Source organism: Acinetobacter sp. 8I-beige, from assembly GCF_902505955.1.
Taxonomy (GTDB): domain Bacteria; phylum Pseudomonadota; class Gammaproteobacteria; order Pseudomonadales; family Moraxellaceae; genus Acinetobacter; species Acinetobacter johnsonii.
Map to the genome: position 1 here is coordinate 78,132 of NZ_LR732792.1, position 20,718 is coordinate 98,849.

Below are 20,718 nucleotides of genomic sequence, written 5' to 3' on the forward strand. Positions count from 1 at the left end.
GAATATTCAGATGGCATTTCCTGATCTGGAGAAACTGAATCGCATCATTTGATCTTCACGCTTTGTTCACATCTAGCTGGGTTATCTTAATCCTGAGATCCAACAAGGCTAAAAAATGAAGATGCGATTTAAGTCTGCTTTTGCAGCGATAGCACTGTCTATCATCAGCTTAAATACAACGACTCAAGCAGAAACTGCTGCGCCTCAGGCAGTTGATCGGGTAGATATACAGAAGTATGCCGGTAAATGGTATGAAATTGCGCATTTACCGATGTATTTTCAGCGTAAATGTATAGCTAATATCACGGCACAATATAGCGTCAATGCCGATCAAACTATCGGCGTATTGAATAGCTGCCGAACTGCCAATGGCGAGATAATTAGCTCTGAAGGTGTTGCGTATTCGCAAAATCAGGGGAACAGCAAACTGAAGGTCAGCTTTTTGCCTAAAGGTTTAAGATGGATACCCTTTACTAAAGGTCATTACTGGGTATTACGAGTAGACCCGGAATATAAAGTGGCACTGGTGGGTGGCCCCAGTAATAAATACCTATGGATTTTGTCACGTGAACCGCAACTAGATGAAGCAACTTATCAGTCATATATAGACACTGCGAAAGATTATGGCTATGACGTGACAAAACTTATCAAATTGCCTCATTAATCTGCTAACCTTTTGCCGAACTGATAAATCTCTCAACAGTTCGGTTTTTTATTTACTTCACATAAAATTCATACCTGACTGATTACACTCATCAAATAGAATAAATACAATCGCTCGAAAGTAGGATGAGTCCATGTTGAAAACTCTGATGCGATGGATAGACAGCTGGTCTACACCCACAGTGCCCGAAACACTGACGGCTGAAAACAGCAAGATTCAGTGGCAGCGGATTTTACCCTTTATTCTGTTGCATCTGGCTTGTCTAGCAGTGTTCTGGGTGGGAGTGTCGTGGTTTGCAGTGGGCTTTATGCTGCTGTTCTACCTGATTCGTATGTTTTCCATTACGGCTTTTTTTCATCGCTATTTATCGCATAAAACCTTTCAGACCTCGCGTGCAGTGCAGTTCCTATTTGTATTACTAGGTACTATGAGTGCACAGCGTGGCCCCTTATGGTGGGCAGCCCATCATCGTTATCACCACCGCTATACAGATTCGTCACAAGACCCGCATTCATCTACCCATGGTTTTTGGTATAGCCATGTGGGTTGGTTTCTGAATGAATATAACTTTGCCACGCGTAAAGAAGTCATCAAAGACTGGCTGAAATATCCGGAATTAATCTGGCTAGACCGGTTTAGTCTAATTGTGGTGCTGTTGACCGCGGGTGGGATTTATGCACTAGGAGAATGGTTGGCAATAGCTTGGCCGCAACTGGGGACTTCCGGCTTGCAATTACTGGTCTGGGGATTTGTGGTGTCCACTGTATTGCTGATTCATGCGACCTTATGTATCAATTCACTGGCGCATCATTACGGCAGCCGTGATTTTGACACTGATGATCAAAGCCGCAACAATTTATTCTTGTCTATCATTACCTTGGGCGAAGGCTGGCACAACAATCACCATTATTATGCAGGCAGTACGCGACAGGGTTTTTACTGGTGGCAGATTGATGTGACCTATTACCTCCTAAAAATTATGTCTTGGCTCGGGATAGTTTGGGACTTAAAGCCCATTCCGGCACGGATTTATGAAGCCAGTAAAATTGCACAAGCTCGAAAACAGAGAAAAGTAGCCAAAACAGGCGCTCCTACTATTCATTCTAAGGAATCACCATGAAAATTGCGATTATTGGTTCAGGTATTTCTGGTTTGTACGCTGCCTGGAAACTCAGTAAAGTGCATGACGTTACCATCTTTGAAAAGAATAACTACTTTGGTGGTCATACTGATACCCATCAGTTGAATATTGATGGCGAACAGGTCGCAGTGGACAGTGGCTTTATTGTATTTAATGAGCATAACTATCCACTGTTCTGTGCAATGCTCAAAGAACTCGGGATTCAATCGCAAAGCAGTGACATGGGCTTTTCGGTGAATAATCAGGTCAGTGGCTTACAGTACAATCCTTCAAAAAAATTCTCGCTGTTATTCCGACCGCAAAACTTTTTTAATGCGGATTTTCGCGCGATGTTGTCGGATCTGTTCCGTTTCTATGCTGCCAATAAAGATCTGGATGTGGAACAGGTCGATGCACAGCTCAGTATTGATGAGTATTTAAATCAACATGGATATAGCACAGCTTTTCGTCAGGAACATCTCTATCCGATGTGTGGAGCGCTGTGGTCCTGTCCAGTAGAGCAAGCTGGACATATTCCGTATAAATTTGTGGTGAGCTTTTTTCAGCACCATCGTATGTTGCAGCTGAAAGAGCGACCTTCGTGGCTTACGGTCAAGGGTGGATCAGCTCGTTATGTTCGTGCCATTCAGGCCCAATCGAATATGACTTTCCGCAAGACAGGTGTGCTTCATGTATCCCGTAGTGCCAATGATGTAGTGATTGAAACTGGACAGGGCAGTGAACGTTTTGACTGGGTCATTTTTGCCAGCCATGCTGATGATAGCTTGAATTTACTTACAGACCCGTCAGCGCAAGAGCGGGAAGTACTTGGCAAGTTTCGTTATCAGGATAACCATATGGTGGTGCATTCCGATACTCATATCATGCCCAAATCCAGACGCCAATGGGCCAGCTGGCATGTACATGTGACACCTAGTCGTGCAACCGAATCAACTCCATTACAGCATAGTGGCATGCATTATGGTTTCAGTTACTGGATGAACCAGTTGCAAAACCTGAATTGTAAAACCCAAATCTTTGCCACACTCAATCCTAACTTTAACCTCGATCCGAAAAAAATATGGGTAGAACGATATTATCGTCATCCAGTATTTGATGCTGCCGCGATTGAGGCACAACAACGTTGGGCTGAGGTTAATGGTCAGAACCGGACGTCATACTGTGGTGCCTACTGGGGCTGGGGCTTTCATGAAGATGGAGCGCGTAGTGCTTCATGGGTTGTAAATCAGTTGCTGCAACACACTGAGCAAGCGGCTTAGGAGTACAGAATGCAAATGTATCCACTGGCTATCGCTTCTACCGAAATTCGCCATCGTCGCTATTTGCCCAAATCACATGCTTTTGAGGTGAAGCTTAGCTATTTATGCTTTGATCCGGATCAACTGGCAAATTTTACCCAAAAATCTTGGTTCTGGTCTTCTAGTCGCTGGAATTTATTGACCTTGGATGAACGTGACTTTCTAAACATGGAATATGGCTCGATTCGGCAGAAAGTTGCACGGTTACTGATCAAGCACGAAAACTATCATTTACCACATGCTGCATCTATTCGTGTACTGGCTTTACCACGCACACTGGGTTTTCGTTTTAATTCTGTGGTGTTTTATTTGATCTTTGATACGACCGATCAACTGATTTTTATACTGAGTGAAATCACCAATACACCGTGGAATGAACGTCAGGTGTACATTCACGATTGTCGGCACAATGTAACTAAACATACGCCTTACCAGAGCCACCAGTTTGACTTTAAAAAGGCCTTTCATGTGTCACCATTCATGCCGATGTCACTGGATTATCGTTGGCATTTTAGCTTTTCAGAACAGCAAAATGTGATTCACATGCAGCTGTTTGAACAAGAAATATTGCAATTTGATGCCACGATGAAATTTAAGCTGCAAGCCATCACACTTCCTTCACAGCAACATCGATATGCTGTATTAAAAGTTCTTGAGCCCTTTAGGATGGTGAGCGGGATTTATCTACATGCTTTGCGCTTATGGAAAAAGAAAATTCCGTTTTATCGGCATCCTAAAAAAGAAAAAGGAAAGACATGACTATGAAAACACTGTTAATGGGAGAGCATACCGAACTGCCGATAGTCCTACGCCATATGCTGAAATTGCGTCATGGTCAGCTAATATTTAAAGGTATCTGGAATGGTCTGGTCGGGGAAAATTACAGTGACTTGCATGCAGTAATTCAAGTTCACGACCAACGCCTTATCGATTTGCTGTTCCGTAATGGTGTACTGGGGGCAGCAGAAGGCTTTATTCGTGGTTACTGGAGCAGTGAAGATCTGGTCAACGTAATTCGTATTCTAGCACGTAATCGTGATGTGCTTGATCGGATGAATCAAAATGTAGTGGCAAAAGCCAGCCAGTTGGTACTCAAGGCTTGGTATAAATCCCGCAAGAATTCGATTGATGGTAGTCGTCAGAATATTGCTGAGCATTATGACTTGAGCAATGATTTTTTTAAATTGTTCTTAGATTCCAGCATGATGTATTCCAGTGCGGTGTTTAAAGAACCCTGTATGAGCTTGGAACAAGCTTCAGATTATAAAAAAGAACTGATCTGCCAAAAACTTCAATTGCAACCGATGGACCATTTGGTTGAAATTGGCAGCGGCTGGGGAGGCTTTGCCATTTATGCGGCTCAGCATTATGGCTGTAAGGTGACCACCATTACCATTTCCAAAGCTCAGTACGATGAAGCACTCGCCCGAGTTGCTGAAGCAGGGCTGTCTCATCGGGTGTCTGTACAGCTTCAGGACTACCGTTTACTCGAGGGTAAATACGACAAATTGGTGTCCATTGAAATGATTGAAGCAGTTGGTGAGCAATATTTACCAACTTATTTCCGAAAATGCCGAGAGCTCCTCAAGCCGAATGGTCTAGCCTTGATACAGGCGATTACGATTGAAGATGCACGCTATGTTAAAGCTTTAAATACGGTAGATTACATTAAGCGTTATATTTTCCCCGGTAGTTTTATTCCATGTATCAGTGTGATGACGCAAACGGCTTCTGAGCAAAAACTTCGTCTCAAACATCTGGAAGATATTGGTCAAAGCTATGCACAAACCCTGAAGTGTTGGCGCCAGCGTTTTCTGGAGCAGCGTGATCAAGTACTGCAACTTGATTTTGATGAGCGTTTTATACGTATGTGGGATTTTTATCTGTGTTATTGCGAAGGTGGTTTTAGGGAGGGTGTGATCAGTGATGTTCATTTGCTGTTTGAAGCCAGTGCTTACTAAGCAGAAATAAAACAGGAGGGCGACATGCTGCTAGATTTATTTTTGCTCAATGTCTTCATCATGCTCTGTAGCTGGGTGTTGGTGACCTATAACCGCAGAGCAGGGCTAGTCGATGTCGCTTGGAGTTTCAGTATTGCCCTTAATGTGATTATTGCCGCTTGGGTGATTGACAGTGCGCCGATGTTGGTTCGGTTATTTCTGGGACTGGCGAGTGGGATCTGGTTTTCACGGCTGACTTGGCATCTGTTACGGCGCTATGCCAATGAAACCCAAGAAGACACGCGTTATGCCAACATGCGCCGAGCGATGGGGGATTATCAGCATCTTGGTTTTCTGGTGTTTTTTATATTCCAAGCAGGTTTGGCTCTACTGTTTTCTTACCCAATACTGAAGTTGTTAAGTATCTCGACCGAGCAATGGAATGACTGGACTTTGGTCACTGTGATTGTGGCGGGCATGATCATGCTCTCGGCTTTGATAGGTGAAAGCACTGCAGATCAGCAACTTTACCGTTTTAAGCTAGATCCACAGAATCAAGGTAAAACCATGGATCAGGGCTTGTGGAAATATTCGCGCCATCCGAATTATTTTTTTGAATGGCTACATTGGTTTGCCTATCCAGTGCTCGGTCTGGCAGTAGGATGCTATGAATTATGGATTTATCCTCTGCTGATGTGGCTATTCCTGTACTACTTTACAGGTATTCCATTTAGTGAAAAACAGGCGCTCGCCCACCGTGGCGACAACTATAAAGACTATCAACGACGAACTTCAATGTTTATTCCGTGGCCACCCAAAGAGTAGGTAAATACATGGACTTTATGATTCAAAAAACCTTAGAACTGATCGAAAATGGTAAGGTGCCAGACCCAGTGATTCGTGCAGGCATTCGTACTTTAAGCAAAAAACGTTTGGCACAAGAAGGTCGGTTTAACCCCGCATTGGCAGCGCAGCGCTATATGGATGTGCTGACCATGCTGAAAAACAGCGAAATTGCCATTGAGACAGACAAAGCCAATGAGCAGCATTATGAACTGCCGACCGCATTTTTTCAGGCAGTACTCGGTAAGCGTTTGAAATATAGCGCGAGTCTATTTGAACATGCCGATATGACGCTAGACCAAGCCGAAGAAGCTGCTCTTGCATGCTATTGCCAGCGAGCACAACTGAAAGACGGGCAGGATATTTTGGAAATTGGCTGCGGTTGGGGTTCTTTAAGTCTATATATGGCCGAGCATTATCCAACGGCCCGTATTACAGTCGTGTCAAATTCTTCAACGCAGCGCGAGTATATTCAGGAACAAGCCCGTTTAAAAAAACTGGATAACCTTAATGTGATCACTTGTGATGTCAATGTGTTGCAACTTGAACCTGCCTCTTTTGACCGTGTGGTGTCAGTGGAGATGTTTGAGCATGTACGCAACTATCAAAAATTGTTTGAAAATATTAGTATTTGGCTCAAACCAGATGGCTTATTGTGGTGTCATATTTTCTGTCATCGTTTCTTGCATTATCCTTTTGAAGTCAAAAATGAGTTTGACTGGATGTCGCAATATTTCTTTAGTGGTGGTTTGATGCCGGCAGCCTCAACTTTCCTACATTTTCAGCAGCATTTACAGCTAGAACAGCACTGGCAATGGTCGGGTACGCAGTATGAACGTACCGCAAATGCTTGGCTAGAAAATATGGATGGTAAACAGGCCGAGCTAAAGCCCTTGTTTGAAAAAACTTATGGCGCGGATGCCGCAATCTGGTGGCAGCGCTGGCGGATTTTCTTTATGGCCTGTGCCGAGCTATTTGGTTATGACCATGGACGCGAGTGGGTCATTGGCCACTTTCTGTTAAAGAAGAAAGCCGTATAATTGAACAGTGGAATTGGCCAGCGGGGAATGCATCAATGTTAAAGCTGTTTAGGGACAAACGTGATCATCCTCTGGGTGAGGTGTTTAACCGCTACTACTGGCTGCAAATCGGATTCATTGCCCTGTCTGTGGTGATTGGGATTGGCTTCAGTGCCTGGGTGATTAAAGGTTCTTTGCTAAGAACGGCGCTAGAACAGGAGATGTCACACTACTGGCAGCGATTAGAACGTAATCCTGCCGCAGAATTGCCCGATACCAAAAACCTGTATGGTTACCGCTGGAACACTGTGCCACCCTCCCAATTTAAGACTATGCAGCTTGAGCAAGGGGTGAATCGGCATTTTGTCGATGGCAAGGAACGCATGACCGTTTATGGTGAAAAAGACGGGCAGCATGTGCTGTTGGTTTTTGGCGAAAGCAATGTCAATAAACTGGTCTGGCTGTTTGGTCTGGCACCATTGATGGTCAGCTTATTTGTACTTTATAGTATGTTATGGTGGTGGAACCGTCGTGCCCGGCGCTATTTTTCTCCCATTACAAGGCTTGCCAACGCACTGGAACATATTGATTGGGAAGATTATAAAAATCAGGCTTCACCGTTTCATGACATACGGACTGATTCAAATCTGGAAGCGGAATATCTGAAGCAGGCGCTAGAAAAATATCATCAGGTATTAAGCGAGTTTATTCAGCGTGAACGTGAATTTACTGGTGATGTCAGTCATGAGCTTCGCACACCACTTACCATCTTAAAAGGCAATGTGCAGTTGTGTCAGGCACGCTATGGGGACAATAAATCATTTACTCGCTTGAACAACACCATTGAAGACATGCAACTATTAGTGGACACACTACTGGCTATCGCCCGCAATACCACCAATACTTTAACCGCTGAATCAAATATGCTTTCAGAATGTCTGGAAAATCTAGTTCAGGATCTGGATAGTGTTAGCCATAACAAAGGCATGCGGATAAATTTTCAAAAAGATCTAAACGAACAGCCGCGTAAACTTTACCCGTCGATGACCAAAATGGTATTTGGCAATATTTTGCGGAATGCACTGAATTATTCACAAGGCACAGAAATTGATGTCATTTTGCAAAAAAATACAGTATTGATTGCAGATAATGGTGTCGGCATTCCTTTACCGAATAACTCAAAGGTACAAGAACTGTCGGGGCAGCAATTGCAATTAGAGATCAAAGGTCATGGCATTGGACTGCAATTGGTACAGAAGTTGTGCAAGCAGCTTGGCTGGCGAGTGGAATTGTTTGATCGGCAGTATTATCTCAATACCCATCAGGATGTTGATCTGGCGATGACGACTGGACTGATTGTCGTCGTGTATTTAAATTAAGGCTGGGCTTCTAGAGCTTAAGCTTCTAAAGTGATCTTTAACCCTACACCAGATATGGTGTGAATTAGTTTTTGCTCAAAAGGCTTATCGACCATTTTACGCAAATTATAAATATGACTACGCAGGGCATCGCTTTCAGGCTCTTGATCCCCCCAAAGCTCTATCATAATTTCCTGTTTAGTCAGAACTTTAGGCGAATGACGCATGAGTAGTTTGAGCAGTTTGAATTGAATGGGGGGCAGTTCAATGGTTTGTCCTCCACGAGTCAGTTGCTGTGTTGCAGGGTCCAGAATAAGATCATGAATTTGAAGACGGCTAGAGGAGACTTCACCCTGTGAACGCTTGATCAGAGCTTTGACTCGAACCACCAGCTCATTAAAGTCAAATGGCTTGACTAGATAATCATCCGTGCCTGAATTGAAACCTTTGAGTTTGTCATTCAACGTATCGCGTGCGGTGAGCATCAGCACAGGGAGGTCCATACCTTCTTTATTTCGTAGCCATTCACATAGTTCATAACCCGAACCATCAGGTAAGTTAATATCTAAAAGTAAAATATGATAGCGTTGCTGTTTGAGTAATTGACGCGCAGCATTCAGGTTTCGAGCATGATCGACCACAAAACCATGCTCTTCTAGAAACTCGCATAAGATAGATGCCAGTTCGTAATGATCTTCAACCATCAAAATAAAATGTTTAGACATAACTGTAGAGACTATTTTATTAATTGCTGTTTTAATTTAACACTAAATGGCTGAGGACCTAGCCATATATTAAAATATTGCTGGGCCAGTGGGTGCTGCAGTTGGCCCAGATTTTGCTGGTTGAGGGATAAGCTTAGAGTTTGCGTGGCATGATTGTATTTCAGACGGTACAGGTCACCTGATCTGACTGGACGATACAGATCGGTGATTGGATTGAAAACAGCCTGAATCTTTTGATCTTTGATATTACGTTGGAGTAGATGTCTGGCTGCACGTTTGAATGCCCATTCTGGAATATTCTGCGTATAGGTAAAATCCATCTGCATGTTTTGGCCTTGCCAAGGCTGATTACAGTTTTGCGCAAAGTAACTGGCCACACCGACCTGTTTTTGTCCCACCATGAGTGGGCCATTACCACATTTATTTAAGCTCTGTGCATGCGCCCACGAACCGAAACTCCCGAGCATCAGTACAGTGGTTATGGCTACTTTTTGAAAGGCAGTACCCATGAATAGGTTCCTCCTACATAAGGCAAAGAACGATACAGACCATTGGCCGGATCCCAGAAATCTTGTTGGAAAATAATCTGATGGTTTGGGTTGACCTTTATTTCACTGATTCCAAATGAATCCATTGTTCGTGTCTTGCCGAACATTTTAAAATCATAAACCATATGCCAATGTACATAGGCAGAGTCTTGATGATATGAAGTATTTAATAGACTGACAGTTACATTACTCACCCGCTGGTTCATACCTTGAAAATGTTCAAGCAGTTTTTTACGCGATGAAAATTGCGACAGAGTATCGTTAATAAAAAGCTGATCTGCATACAGTGCTCCAGCATTTTCAACGAATTTAGGTGTGCCCAAGGTATTAAATGCCGAAGTGAAGCGGGTACCGATTTCTAGTGCTTTTGCATCATCTAAGTGTATTCCCTGAATACTCGCTCTGGCATTTGCATAATCAGAGGAATAACGAGGAACACTTTTACATCCTGACAGGAAAAGCACTGGTAAGGATAAGGCAATTGCCATTAACGTTTTGACTTGATTCATATTCACTGTCCATCTTCACAGTTTATCCTCCCACTTTAGAGAGGCTAAAGTGAACAGAATGTGAAGATAGATACTAAAGACAGTACACTGAATAGAATTTTGATGATTAAGGATTAAATTTCACTTTCTCTTTTTTCTTCAGTCATTAGCCAATGAATGATATTCATGACATCACGATTTTCGTTATTTTTTCTGACCATTGCATAAAAATTATAGTCACAATAGATAAAACCAAAAGGGGCAATGATCTTTCCATTTAACATTTCTTTTTCTACTAGAATTTGAGGTGCTATGGCAATTCCTAACCCAGACACGGCAGCTTCTATCATTAAATTGAGACTATCAAAATAACGGTCATTAGATTTTGGGGAAAAGCTTATTTGAAACTGATCAAACCATGTATGCCATGCACTTTTATTTGAGTGGGTATGAAGTAATGGATAGTTTAAAAGATCATTTACGGAATGAAGAAGATTTATTTCACGATTATAAATAGGACCCATGTTATCGGGAAATAACAGATATTTATTCAAAAAGTTGGGAAGTAGATGATGCTCACTGACGCTATTGATAAATATATCAACCTTCTCTTTTTCTAACAATTTTAAGTCATTACATGTCATTAATTTGATATGGATATTGGGATAAATGACTTCGAGCTTTTCTAATCGAGGAATCAGCCAATTCGCCATAAAACTATGAGAAGCGCCTATTACAACTTCTACTTCTGAAGTTTTATTTGTTAACTCAAAGACGCATTGTTCTAAACGATTAAAAAGCTGCGTACAAACTAGCGATAATTCTTCGGCATCCGCCGTCAGAGAGATGGTCGAGGAATGTCGAATAAACAATTTTTTATCCAACCATTCTTCTAACTGCTTTATTTGATGGCTAATCGCGCTATGGGTTACACATAATTCTTCGGCAGCTAAGCTGAAACTTTTATTTCTGGCGACAGCTTCGAAAGCTTTTAAAGCATTAAGAGGAGGTAATGTTCTGCGTTTCATGTTGTAAAATTTTCTAACATCATGAGCTCAAAATATATCAATTATCAGAAAAATGAAAATATTTTAAGATCAAACAAGTTTTGATAGTAAAAGAGATATGAGATGACAACCCCTTATACAGGTAATGGTCCTGATGACTTGGGATTTTTTGGTAAATTTGGCGGATGTTACATGCCAGAGAGCTTAATGCCAGCACTTCAAGAATTAGAGCAAGCCTTTAATACTGTTCGGCACAAACCTGAATTTTGGGCTGATTATCAGCAGATTTTAACGGACTTTGTTGGTCGTCCTAGTCCTCTTTTTTATGCAAAAAACCTAACAGCTTATGCAGGCGGCGCTCGAATATATTTCAAGCGAGAAGATTTGAACCATACGGGTGCGCATAAGATCAATAATTGTGTAGGGCAAATCTTATTAGCCAAATTTATGGGCAAAACCAGAATCATTGCAGAAACGGGTGCTGGGCAACATGGTGTTGCAACAGCAACGGTTTGCGCGCTGTTTAAGATGAAATGTACCATTTTTATGGGAGAAACAGATATTCAGCGCCAACAAATGAATGTTGAACGTATGAAATTACTCGGTGCTGAAGTCAGAAGTGTTCAAAAAGGGCGTGGGACTTTAAAAGATGCCATGAACGAAGCATTACGTGACTGGATTAGTCATGTTGATACAACCTATTATCTGTTGGGTACTGGTGCAGGTCCTCATCCATATCCCATCATGGTCAGAGAATTTCAAAAAATTATTGGTCTAGAAGCCAGAAACCAAATACTCCTCAAAGAAAATAAACTGCCTGATGCTTTAGTTGCTTGCGTTGGTGGTGGATCAAATGCATTAGGGTTGATGCATCCTTTTCTAGAAGACCTGAATGTCAAAATGTTTGGCGTTGAGGCAGGTGGAAAAGGAACAAATAGCGGTGAACATGCGGCCTCTATTTGCAAAGGTCAAGTCGGTGTGCTACATGGTAATTTAACCTATTTATTACAAGATTTAGATGGACAGATTTTAGAGGGGCACTCTATATCAGCTGGCTTAGATTATCCTGGTGTCGGCCCTGAACATGGCCTTCTGTTTGAAACAGGACGTGTGACATATACGGCTATAACCGATCAAGACGCTGTAAATGCATTTCAGCTTTTAAGCCAACAGGAGGGCATTATTCCTGCTCTTGAGAGTTCTCATGCGATTGCATATGCGATTCAACTTGCTCAAGAAATGCAGCCAGAACAGATCATTATTGTCAATTTAAGTGGCAGAGGTGACAAAGACTTAAACACGGTAAAAAAATATCTTGCAGGAGCTACAGCATGAACCGTCTAGATCAAAAATTAGAGCAATTAAAACTGGAAAATCGAAGCGGTCTGGTCTGTTATTTTACTGCTGGAGATCCTAATTTCGCAGAAAGTTACCGTCTGTTAAGCCAATTGGGTCAAGCTGGAGCTGACATTATCGAAGTTGGCATTCCTTTTTCAGATCCAGTGGCAGATGGTGAGATCATTCAGGCAGCACATCTTAGGGCATTAAGTGCAGGTCAAACGGTAAAACAAACCATTGAGTTGGTAAAAGCAATCAGGCTACATGATGAAAAAACACCAATAATTTTCATGACTTATTTAAATCCGATTATGCAATATGGTTTTGAGACACTTATCGCCGAAACAGAAAATCTTATAGATGGAATATTGATTTTAGATGCTCCATATGGATATCGAGAAAACTTTGAAATGCAATTAAATGAAAAAAATATGCATTTAATTGCAATGACAGCGCCGACTACCCCAATTGAAAGGTTAGAGCAAATTTCAGCGCGTGCGACAGGTTTTTTATATCATGTTGCAGAAAATGGTTTAACAGGGGGAGACTTCAATCTGCTTAATCTTGAGAAAAAGATTGCTGAAATTAAGCCTATTTTTAATATTCCTGTTGCAATTGGCTTTGGGATCAAAAATGAAAACCACGTTAAAGCACTAGCCAATAAAGTAGATCTTATTATCATTGGCTCAGCGCTTGTCGATACTTTTTTTAATAAGGGAATGAATGCGACTTTAGAAAAAGTGACGGTTTTTGCACAGATACTGAGACAAAATAAAGAATAGTCAGGCACCTTTCATAAAACTTATTTAAAACTATAATTGAATATAAAACAATATTTTATCTTGGCCTTCTCCCGTGAGGGAGATGGAACTTTTTATGTGGATTTTTTTACTGAAAGTAATCGCTTTTTAAAAATCACTATTATCATACAGATGTGACATACGTTTTTGCTTTGTCTCTAGATAAGCTTTGTTAAAGCTATTTAAGCCAACTTTTAAAGGAATACGTTCAACAATATTAATTCCTAAATCGGTCAAAGATTTGATTTTAAATGGATTGTTTGTAATGAGTTTTACATTCTTTATTTTTAAATAATCGAGCATAATGGTACACATATCATACTTGCGAGCATCCGCTGGCAGGTTTAATAATAAATTAGCATCAAGGGTATCATGTCCTTGGTCTTGAAGTGCGTAGGCTCGAATTTTATTGGTTAGTCCTATGCCACGGCCTTCTTGGCGTAAGTATAAAATGACTCCTTGACCTGCATCATTAATCATTTTCATGGTTGAGTGTAATTGTGGACCACAATCACATTTGAGTGATCCAAAAGCATCACCTGTTAAGCATTCTGAATGTATTCTGACAAGTACAGGTTGATTGGGAGCGGCATTCATCCCTTTAGCAAGAGCGATATGTTCTTCACCAGTACTTTGATCTTGAAATGCTATAATTTCAAAATCGCCAAATGCAGTAGGTAACTTTGATTTGGAAACAAATTCTATAGCCACGGAAGAATACACCTATATAAATTTATATTTGATACAATTTACTTAATCTATCTTAAAAGCATCGGCCGAATTTTTTGCAGTTATAAATTTCAGCGTTTTACTTCCAATTAAAGAGTATGCATCTGATAGTGAATTTTATGTGAAATGTTATTTAGAATATTTTTATTAGCGTTCTGCTTTGTTGCAAAAACACTCAAAAGCTGAGGCTTGCCTAAACCATCAATATTTAAGATAAGTTGGGTTTTTTGTATAGTTAATTGAATTTATTGAATAAGTTAATAAAGGTAGGGTTGTGGTAAGGTTAATTCTTTGTATGATAGGTTCTATGTGTAGGCTTCTTCATTCTGAAATTATATTGCTGAACAATTTTTTGAGAACAGCTTTAGGCAACAAGGCTCTAATAAACTAAAATGTCCTTAGCAGCAGTACAAATAAAGAAACATGTAAATTGGAGTAACTCTAAATTCCTAAAATTATCTGATATGGTTTAAATCCTTCGATCACCGCTTCAGAAATCAACTGGATAAAAGCTTCAGTTTTGTCATAAGCCATCCATTGATCTAAAGCTTTATAATAAGCTAAACGATTCTCTACAGTAATCACGCATGGTGGATAACCAGCTTTCATTAGTTCCAAGTTCATTAGTAGACGTGATGTACGGCCATTACCATCAATAAAGGGATGAATACCAACGAAATCAGCAAGTACTTTGACTGCACGTTCAATGGGATGAAATGTATGGGCGGCACTATTATACCAATCAACTAAATGAGCCATTTTGTCATTTAACAGAGTGTAATCAGGTGGCATAGTTGTAGTACAGGAGATTAAGACATTTTGTTGGCGATATTGACCTGCATTTTCATCATCGATATTTCTTAGAATAAGTTGGTGTATATTTCTTATCTGGCACTCTGAAAACGATTCTTCCTTACGAATAATTTTTTCAACGTAGTAGATTGCATTTCTATGATTAATTACTTCGAAGTGATCTTTTAATTTTTTACCGCCGACAGTAATACCTTCTAATACGACTTTGGTTTCTAATAGGCTGAGTCTATTTCCTGAGATAGCATTTGAGTGAAAGATCCAGCGAAGAAAAAGATCATTTTCAATGTTTCTTGAAGTAAAGTCTGACAAAGACCTGCTTTGATCAAGTTTATTCTTAAGACTATCAATAATTGCAAACAAATGGATAACCTCTCAGTATTTACGACTAGAATTGATTGCTCTTTTGGTCAGTAAAAAAATATATATGAATGACTTATGTTTTAAGTTTTGAGAAATTGATATTTTAGAGTTTAATTAACTAGAACCTTTATGTTATTTAGGAATGGCATGAAATATCAACCGCCTTATACAATCACCTCTAAAATTATTCACTTGATTGCACAAATTAGTGAATCAATAGGGCGTTTGACTGCATTAACCCAAATTCAAGATAGTCTTAAATTGCGAAAAGCCAATCGTATTCGAACGATTCAAGGGTCTTTAGCGATTGAAGGGAATACCTTGAGTACAGAGCAAATCACAGCGATCCTGAATGGCAAGACCATTATCGCTCCACCTAAAGAAGTTCAAGAGGTACGTAACGCCCTAAAGGCATATGAAGAAATTCAAGATTGGAATCCTGATCAAGAATCGCATTTGCTTAAAGCACATCAAATATTGATGACAGGATTGATTGATGAGGTTGGACAGTATCGTCATGGTGGTGTTGGTGTGATGTCAGGGGATCAAGTCGTGCATATGGCTCCGCCTGCAAATCAAGTCCACCGTTTAATGGGAGAATTATTGCAGTGGTTGGCTGAAGGCAATGAGCACCCATTAATTCAGAGTTCAGTATTTCATTATGAGTTTGAGTTTATACATCCATTTGCTGATGGCAATGGGCGTATGGGGCGTTTATGGCAAACTTTAATCTTAAGCCAGTGGAATCCAATTTTTCTCAATATCCCTGTAGAAAGCTTGATTTATCAAAACCAAAAAGCTTATTACTATGCATTGCAAGCGAGCACAGATCGTTCAGATTCTGCACCTTTTATTGAGTTTATTTTGCAGATGATTCTAGATGCAATACTCAGTTCTGATGCCAGCGATCAAGATACCGCTCAAGCTAGCGATCAAGTTAAACGTCTCATCCAGAATATGGAGCAGAAGGAATATAGCCTAACTCAGCTGATGGCTCTATTAGACTTGTCCCACCGAGCAACATTCCAAAAAAATTATTTAACTCCAGCATTAGAAGCAGGTGTGGTTGAACGCACTCTTCCTGATAAGCCTAAGAGTCCTAAGCAAAAATACAAATTAAAAATTGAGTTATAATGAGGTTAAGGGATTATTTGTACTATAAGAAAATAATTGAAATGATATAACATTGTAATTATTTTCAAGTATAGTGTTCTGCTATAATGCTGCATACCATTTCAAATCCTGAATTTGGATTTGAACAAGATATTAAAGCGATTCAATGCACTAAATCTAAGTTGGGTCAAAATTGGGTCAATGAAATATATTTTTTGTTATAAATTACATAAAAACAGTTGCTTGGGTTTTGAGTTCAATTGACGCCACCCCAAAATTCCCGATTAAAGATGATCGCTAATGATCAGGTTTAATCAAAAAAGTGAAAAAAAGCCTTGGTTTAGCAATAAATCAGGGCTTTTTTCTGCCTGTTGTTTATCAGCGTCCGTTATTGTAAGTCATTGATAATTGCTTTCTATTAAATATACTTGTGACACAATAGTGACACGCGTGTAACAACAAGAATGCTTACTGACATCCAAGTTAAAAGTCTTAAACCAAAAGAAAAGCGATATTCAATGGCAGATGGGGAAGGGCTTTCTATTGAGGTTTTTCCTACTGGGAAAAAGAAATGGGTGCTTTCATATCGAATTGAAGGAAAGTAGACCAGAAAACAACTGGGTGAATATCCCGAAGTAGGCTGTAAAGAAATAAGAAAAGTTGCACGGGACTTTAAAGCCGAGGTTTCAGGTAAATCAAAAGTCTCCCATCATTTAAAACAAGTGTGTGATGAATGGTTTGAATTAATGAGTCCGCAGTGGTCTAGTGAAAAATATATCAGCACGGTTAAATACCATTTGGACTACATCACTGAAGATTTTTTAGATCTACCTTTAGATGAAATCACTCGTTTTCAGGTTTCATCCAAAGTAAAAGAAATTGTGGCCAAAGGAACACTCGAAAAGGCCACACGTTGTCTGCGTTTAATCAATGTGGTTTTTAACTTTTAAATTTTTGTGCAACAAAGCTAAATTAAAGTATGTAATCTGGTGGATTTATTTAAAATTAATTTTAATTTAATAGTTAGGATGGATAAATAAAATTATACGTGAATTTCTAATCTATATGTAATGCAGGGTTAATATAATTTTAAAATAGAATGAAATATTTTTTATTTATAATGGTGGATGGTTTTTAATTTTTTTTATAATTTAAAGATAATATGTGAATGATGGTTGTTGGTTTAATTGAAACTGGAGAAATTGAAATTTTATGCTTTTTGAAGTTATTTTTTATAAAGAATATATGTAGTTTGGTAACCAATATTAACTATCTCAAACTTAAAAAAAAATTGCTGATATATTGTTCTAGAGACCGCTAATTTTACTATTTAGAATGAAAAATTTACATATAGTTTCAAGTGCTTGTGTGTTAGTTGTGAGTTCCTTTGTACACGCTCAAGTAGAAGTTACGCCTGAAGCATATGCCTTATGGAGTGAATATTATCAAATAGAAAATAATGACTTAGAAAAAGCGAATGAAATTTTACAAAAATTAAGCTTGAAAACTCCTCAAGATTCGAAAGTTTGGAAAACATGGGCATATTTAGAACTACGAAAAGAAAATAATTCCCAAGCTTTAACTTACATAGATCGTGCTCTAACGCTTAATCCAGAAGATGAAGAATTATTACTACAAAAAGCTTATTTGTTAAATGCTGCTCAACGTGACCCAGAAGCTTTAGAGATATTTAAAAGATTACAACACTCTTCAAATCCAGAAACTGTTGAGAAAGCTCAACAAGCAGTAAAAAATTTGAGTGGAACTGAAAGAAGTTCACCTAAAACAAGTTTCTCAGATATTTACTTTTCGCCTTCTTTTGAAGGTCGTTACGACACAGCTATTTTACCTCTAAAACTACGGTATGGGCGATATTGGGGGGAAGAAAACCGTGGGCAGGTTTATGGTTTTGCTAATGTCAACCGTGATACACGTTCAACAGGTGGAGCCCGTCCTGAAATTATTGATCAGAATGCCGCTATTTTAGGTGTTGGAGCGAATTATCGTCCTTGGGAATGGCCAATTTATTTATATTTGGAAGTAGGGGGAAGTTATGACCTGATTGATTTAAATCGGGATAAATTCAGAGAAAGCATTAACTTTGGTCTAGCGGGTTATCAGGAATGGTATTGGCACAATGCTGAAACCACACACACACCAAGTCTGAACCAAAATCAATATTTTGCTGAACTATATGGTAATGCTGCAAGCTATTCCCGTGAAGATTATAACGTAATTGGTGATCTGCGCTTACGTACAGGTTGGAACATGAATCGTGATCATTTCGGTAATGTACAGGCCTATTTAAAATTACACAGCATTAACGACTCTAATAACGAGTTTTATAACAATTTGGCTGAGCTAGGGCCAGGAGTTGCTTGGCAACCTGAAAATTTTCCTATCAAATTACGGGTTGAGCAGATGTATGGCAAATATATCAGTGGTGCACCTGTATCAGGGAAAAGAACTTTTGATAATACACGAGTTGAACTGACCTATTACTGGAGCTTTTAACGATGCCGATTTATCTTTCTTTTATTTTTGGTACACGCCCTGAGCTGATTAAACTGGCACCCGTAATTTTAAAAGCTAGACAAGATTCACGTTTTGAGGTGAATGTTGTATTCACAGGCCAGCATTTGGAGTTGGTGCAAGATGCAATTGAATTTTTTCAGATCGAAATTGACCATCATTTGCAAATTATGCAACCTGGAAAAAGCATAAATATCTTATTAAGTAAGGCATTGAGCGAGCTCGATCAGGTCTATCGTGAAATGCCAAAATGTGACGTAATTGTGGTGCAAGGTGATACAACAACCGTACTCGCTGGTGCTTTGGTGGCTTTTAATCTGAATATTCATTTGGCACATGTCGAAGCGGGATTACGTTCTTTTGACTTGATGCATCCTTTTCCAGAAGAAGGGAATCGGCAGTTGGTTTCGCGTTTAGCGCGTTGGCATTTTGCGCCAACTCAACTTTCTGCTGAAAATTTATACCAAGAAAATATTTCCAAACAGCAAATTTTTATTACAGGAAATACGGTCGTTGATGCGATTCATTATGCACGTGAGTTGATAGAGTCTTCTTCACAGCAGTCCCAACAAAGATTAGAAAGATTGGGGCTGAATTTGAGCGGGCAGCATCAACTGGTTTTGTTGACAGCGCATCGACGCGAGAACTTTGGTGAGGGTATTCAGAATATCTGTGCAGTGATTCATGAATTATGCCAGCGTTATCCGGAGCTACATTTCGCTTGGCCTGTGCATCTTAATCCTCAGGTTCATGACATTGCCTATAAAGAGTTTTCGAAGCATCCCCAAGTCCATTTATTAAAACCCTTGGATTATCCAGACTTACTCGCAATCTTGCAGGCGGCTCATTTTATTATGACGGATTCAGGTGGAATCCAAGAAGAAAGTCCAACTTATCAGAAGCCGGTACTTATTCTGCGGGACGTAACTGAGCGGCCTGAAGTGGTTGAAGCTGGCTGTGGGATACTGGTAGGTACAGATAAAGCCAAAATTATTAAAGCGTTTTCTCAGTTGATGGATGATTCTGTCTATTATCAACAGCATGCAGAAGTGGAAAATCCATTTGGTGATGGGCACGCCTCAGAACGTATCCTTGAGCAAATAGTACAAGACTTAAAGGTAGCAGAATAAATTAGTAATTGATTTTCATCCATAGATAAAGCCAGAACACACTGGCTTTATCTAAATAATGTGGCCCATCAAAAATATATATTCGTTGCCCAGCATAAGCTCTCAGTTGCTTAGCAATTTCCCAGGGATATGCTGCACGAAAACTTCCATCAGGTTTAGGCCGAAAAGCCTCTAAAATAATTACTACTCGGTTTTCACCAAACTCATTCTTAAGATTTTTATAAATGAGAGCAGCTTCTTCTGGACTGCGCGTGCCTACTCCTACACCATCTTGAAAGAAAACTTGAGCATTGTCTGGCAGCCAGCTTTCTAACCAATAATGTAAAAAAGGTGATTTACGATCAGCACTATAAACACTAATCCAGACAGGGCGTTTAAACTCGGAAACATGATGTGCTAGATTGGCAACCCCATGCCAGCTTGGATCTGCTTCTACTGGGAAATAATAACCAGCAGGTTGTACAGGCAGCTTAGTATGGATTATTTGCTGGGATTGTAAAAAAAGCTGGTCTATATTTTCACGAGCTATTGGTTCCTGATAATTTCCAGCTAAACCTAAAATAACCTTTTCTGCCCAAGGTTGTTCAGAAATTGAGCTCCATTTAGGTTGATGCTCCCATTGTTGTGTAGGAATTTCCTTAAAAAAGGAATGTCCATCAACAATACTCCATTGGGTTACAAATGTATCAATCCCCAAGAGATGCCAGTTTCCAGAAGGGTGGCTGATTTGATCGACTTGCCAGAATATACCTTCAATTTTAGGGGGAATAGATTGTGCATCTGCTCGAGTCATGAGCAATACCGAGCTAGTCACAGCTAAAGTGGGAAGAGCTAGGAGCACAAACAAACCTAAAATGAGGTATTTTTTCATC

The 20,718-nt window shown here is 39.8% G+C and carries 20 protein-coding genes and 1 pseudogene; 14 read left to right on the forward strand and 7 right to left on the reverse strand.

The window, feature by feature from the left end; all coding sequences use genetic code 11:
• The first annotated feature begins 115 nt into the window (after positions 1 to 115).
• The 8 genes from GVX98_RS10750 (at position 116) to GVX98_RS10785 (ending at position 8,284) form a co-directional block, all read left to right on the forward strand.
• Positions 116 to 664, forward strand: a complete 549-nt coding sequence (locus GVX98_RS10750) for a lipocalin family protein (protein ID WP_159128060.1) — start codon at positions 116 to 118, stop codon at positions 662 to 664.
• Between the two features lie 133 nt (positions 665 to 797).
• Positions 798 to 1,784: an acyl-CoA desaturase gene (locus GVX98_RS10755; RefSeq protein ID WP_159128061.1), complete on the forward strand. Its 987-nt coding sequence runs from the start codon at positions 798 to 800 to the stop codon at positions 1,782 to 1,784.
• A complete protein-coding gene (locus tag GVX98_RS10760) occupies positions 1,781 to 3,064 on the forward strand; it encodes an NAD(P)/FAD-dependent oxidoreductase (protein ID WP_159128062.1) in 1,284 nt (427 codons plus the stop codon). Before GVX98_RS10755 ends, GVX98_RS10760 begins: the two co-directional genes overlap by 4 nt.
• A 9-nt stretch (positions 3,065 to 3,073) precedes the next feature.
• Positions 3,074 to 3,862, forward strand: a complete 789-nt coding sequence (locus tag GVX98_RS10765; RefSeq protein WP_004981574.1) for a DUF1365 domain-containing protein — start codon at positions 3,074 to 3,076, stop codon at positions 3,860 to 3,862.
• Entirely contained in the window at positions 3,859 to 5,064 is a 1,206-nt protein-coding gene (locus GVX98_RS10770) for a cyclopropane-fatty-acyl-phospholipid synthase family protein (protein WP_004981573.1), read from the forward strand. The genes GVX98_RS10765 and GVX98_RS10770 overlap by 4 nt, the downstream gene beginning before the upstream one ends.
• Before the next feature lie 24 nt (positions 5,065 to 5,088).
• Complete coding sequence (locus GVX98_RS10775) at positions 5,089 to 5,868, forward strand: DUF1295 domain-containing protein (RefSeq protein WP_159128063.1); 780 nt, start codon at positions 5,089 to 5,091, stop codon at positions 5,866 to 5,868.
• Positions 5,869 to 5,876: 8 nt separating this feature from the next.
• A complete protein-coding gene (locus tag GVX98_RS10780; RefSeq protein WP_159128064.1) occupies positions 5,877 to 6,926 on the forward strand; it encodes a cyclopropane-fatty-acyl-phospholipid synthase family protein in 1,050 nt (349 codons plus the stop codon).
• Between the two features lie 35 nt (positions 6,927 to 6,961).
• Positions 6,962 to 8,284, forward strand: a complete 1,323-nt coding sequence (locus tag GVX98_RS10785) for a HAMP domain-containing sensor histidine kinase (RefSeq protein ID WP_159128702.1) — start codon at positions 6,962 to 6,964, stop codon at positions 8,282 to 8,284.
• A 17-nt stretch (positions 8,285 to 8,301) separates the two neighbouring features.
• Here the strand turns inward: GVX98_RS10785 and GVX98_RS10790 are convergent, their stop codons facing one another.
• The 4 genes from GVX98_RS10790 to GVX98_RS10805 all read right to left on the reverse strand — a co-directional run bounded on the left by GVX98_RS10790 (position 8,302) and on the right by GVX98_RS10805 (position 11,052).
• Positions 8,302 to 8,988: a response regulator transcription factor gene (locus GVX98_RS10790; protein WP_159128065.1), complete on the reverse strand. Its 687-nt coding sequence runs from the start codon at positions 8,986 to 8,988 to the stop codon at positions 8,302 to 8,304.
• Positions 8,989 to 8,999: 11 nt separating this feature from the next.
• Entirely contained in the window at positions 9,000 to 9,497 is a 498-nt protein-coding gene (locus GVX98_RS10795) for a chalcone isomerase family protein (RefSeq protein ID WP_159128066.1), read from the reverse strand.
• Entirely contained in the window at positions 9,473 to 10,045 is a 573-nt protein-coding gene (locus tag GVX98_RS10800; RefSeq protein WP_159128067.1) for a nuclear transport factor 2 family protein, read from the reverse strand. The genes GVX98_RS10795 and GVX98_RS10800 overlap by 25 nt, the downstream gene beginning before the upstream one ends.
• Positions 10,046 to 10,158: 113 nt before the next feature.
• The gene (locus GVX98_RS10805; RefSeq protein ID WP_159128068.1) at positions 10,159 to 11,052 is read right to left on the reverse strand and encodes a LysR family transcriptional regulator; all 894 of its coding nucleotides are present in this window, start codon (positions 11,050 to 11,052) and stop codon (positions 10,159 to 10,161) included.
• A 102-nt stretch (positions 11,053 to 11,154) separates the two neighbouring features.
• On the opposite strand from GVX98_RS10805, the gene trpB reads away from it, so the two are divergent.
• Complete coding sequence (gene trpB, locus GVX98_RS10810) at positions 11,155 to 12,366, forward strand: tryptophan synthase subunit beta (protein ID WP_159128069.1); 1,212 nt, start codon at positions 11,155 to 11,157, stop codon at positions 12,364 to 12,366.
• On the forward strand, positions 12,363 to 13,151 hold the full coding sequence (gene trpA / locus GVX98_RS10815; protein ID WP_004981557.1) for a tryptophan synthase subunit alpha: 789 nt from the start codon (positions 12,363 to 12,365) through the stop codon (positions 13,149 to 13,151). Before trpB ends, trpA begins: the two co-directional genes overlap by 4 nt.
• Before the next feature lie 126 nt (positions 13,152 to 13,277).
• Here the strand turns inward: trpA and ribA are convergent, their stop codons facing one another.
• Both ribA and GVX98_RS10825 read right to left on the reverse strand, forming a co-directional pair.
• Positions 13,278 to 13,880 carry a GTP cyclohydrolase II gene (gene ribA / locus GVX98_RS10820; protein ID WP_004981552.1) on the reverse strand — a complete coding sequence of 201 codons (603 nt, stop codon included), beginning with the start codon at positions 13,878 to 13,880 and terminating at the stop codon, positions 13,278 to 13,280.
• A 459-nt stretch (positions 13,881 to 14,339) separates the two neighbouring features.
• Positions 14,340 to 15,071 carry a Fic family protein gene (locus GVX98_RS10825; RefSeq protein ID WP_004981551.1) on the reverse strand — a complete coding sequence of 244 codons (732 nt, stop codon included), beginning with the start codon at positions 15,069 to 15,071 and terminating at the stop codon, positions 14,340 to 14,342.
• Between the two features lie 147 nt (positions 15,072 to 15,218).
• On the opposite strand from GVX98_RS10825, the gene GVX98_RS10830 reads away from it, so the two are divergent.
• The 4 genes and pseudogenes from GVX98_RS10830 to wecB all read left to right on the forward strand — a co-directional run bounded on the left by GVX98_RS10830 (position 15,219) and on the right by wecB (position 19,846).
• Positions 15,219 to 16,205: a Fic family protein gene (locus tag GVX98_RS10830; RefSeq protein ID WP_159128070.1), complete on the forward strand. Its 987-nt coding sequence runs from the start codon at positions 15,219 to 15,221 to the stop codon at positions 16,203 to 16,205.
• A gap of 443 nt (positions 16,206 to 16,648) precedes the next feature.
• A pseudogene (locus tag GVX98_RS10835) lies at positions 16,649 to 17,131 on the forward strand (tyrosine-type recombinase/integrase); the annotation flags it as partial.
• 388 nt (positions 17,132 to 17,519) lie between these two features.
• Positions 17,520 to 18,698 (forward strand): lipopolysaccharide assembly protein LapB, encoded by a 1,179-nt coding sequence (locus GVX98_RS10840; protein WP_171503343.1) that lies wholly within the window; start codon positions 17,520 to 17,522, stop codon positions 18,696 to 18,698.
• 2 nt (positions 18,699 to 18,700) lie between these two features.
• A complete protein-coding gene (wecB, locus tag GVX98_RS10845) occupies positions 18,701 to 19,846 on the forward strand; it encodes a non-hydrolyzing UDP-N-acetylglucosamine 2-epimerase (protein WP_004981547.1) in 1,146 nt (381 codons plus the stop codon).
• A gap of 1 nt (position 19,847) precedes the next feature.
• Here the strand turns inward: wecB and GVX98_RS10850 are convergent, their stop codons facing one another.
• The gene (locus tag GVX98_RS10850) at positions 19,848 to 20,717 is read right to left on the reverse strand and encodes a hypothetical protein (protein ID WP_004981544.1); all 870 of its coding nucleotides are present in this window, start codon (positions 20,715 to 20,717) and stop codon (positions 19,848 to 19,850) included.
• Between the last annotated feature and the right edge of the window lies 1 nt (position 20,718).

Bases quoted from the DNA above. Each gene is read 5' to 3' on its own strand.
- GVX98_RS10750 (WP_159128060.1), top strand. From the start codon at position 116: ATGAAGATGCGATTTAAGTCTGCTTTTGCAGCGATAGCACTGTCTATC.
- GVX98_RS10755 (WP_159128061.1), top strand. From the start codon at position 798: ATGTTGAAAACTCTGATGCGATGGATAGACAGCTGGTCTACACCCACA.
- GVX98_RS10760 (WP_159128062.1), top strand. From the start codon at position 1,781: ATGAAAATTGCGATTATTGGTTCAGGTATTTCTGGTTTGTACGCTGCC.
- GVX98_RS10765 (WP_004981574.1), top strand. From the start codon at position 3,074: ATGCAAATGTATCCACTGGCTATCGCTTCTACCGAAATTCGCCATCGT.
- GVX98_RS10770 (WP_004981573.1), top strand. From the start codon at position 3,859: ATGACTATGAAAACACTGTTAATGGGAGAGCATACCGAACTGCCGATA.
- GVX98_RS10775 (WP_159128063.1), top strand. From the start codon at position 5,089: ATGCTGCTAGATTTATTTTTGCTCAATGTCTTCATCATGCTCTGTAGC.
- GVX98_RS10780 (WP_159128064.1), top strand. From the start codon at position 5,877: ATGGACTTTATGATTCAAAAAACCTTAGAACTGATCGAAAATGGTAAG.
- GVX98_RS10785 (WP_159128702.1), top strand. From the start codon at position 6,962: ATGTTAAAGCTGTTTAGGGACAAACGTGATCATCCTCTGGGTGAGGTG.
- GVX98_RS10790 (WP_159128065.1), bottom strand. From the start codon at position 8,988: ATGTCTAAACATTTTATTTTGATGGTTGAAGATCATTACGAACTGGCA.
- GVX98_RS10795 (WP_159128066.1), bottom strand. From the start codon at position 9,497: ATGGGTACTGCCTTTCAAAAAGTAGCCATAACCACTGTACTGATGCTC.
- GVX98_RS10800 (WP_159128067.1), bottom strand. From the start codon at position 10,045: ATGAATCAAGTCAAAACGTTAATGGCAATTGCCTTATCCTTACCAGTG.
- GVX98_RS10805 (WP_159128068.1), bottom strand. From the start codon at position 11,052: ATGAAACGCAGAACATTACCTCCTCTTAATGCTTTAAAAGCTTTCGAA.
- trpB (WP_159128069.1), top strand. From the start codon at position 11,155: ATGACAACCCCTTATACAGGTAATGGTCCTGATGACTTGGGATTTTTT.
- trpA (WP_004981557.1), top strand. From the start codon at position 12,363: ATGAACCGTCTAGATCAAAAATTAGAGCAATTAAAACTGGAAAATCGA.
- GVX98_RS10830 (WP_159128070.1), top strand. From the start codon at position 15,219: ATGAAATATCAACCGCCTTATACAATCACCTCTAAAATTATTCACTTG.
- GVX98_RS10840 (WP_171503343.1), top strand. From the start codon at position 17,520: ATGAAAAATTTACATATAGTTTCAAGTGCTTGTGTGTTAGTTGTGAGT.
- wecB (WP_004981547.1), top strand. From the start codon at position 18,701: ATGCCGATTTATCTTTCTTTTATTTTTGGTACACGCCCTGAGCTGATT.
- GVX98_RS10850 (WP_004981544.1), bottom strand. From the start codon at position 20,717: ATGAAAAAATACCTCATTTTAGGTTTGTTTGTGCTCCTAGCTCTTCCC.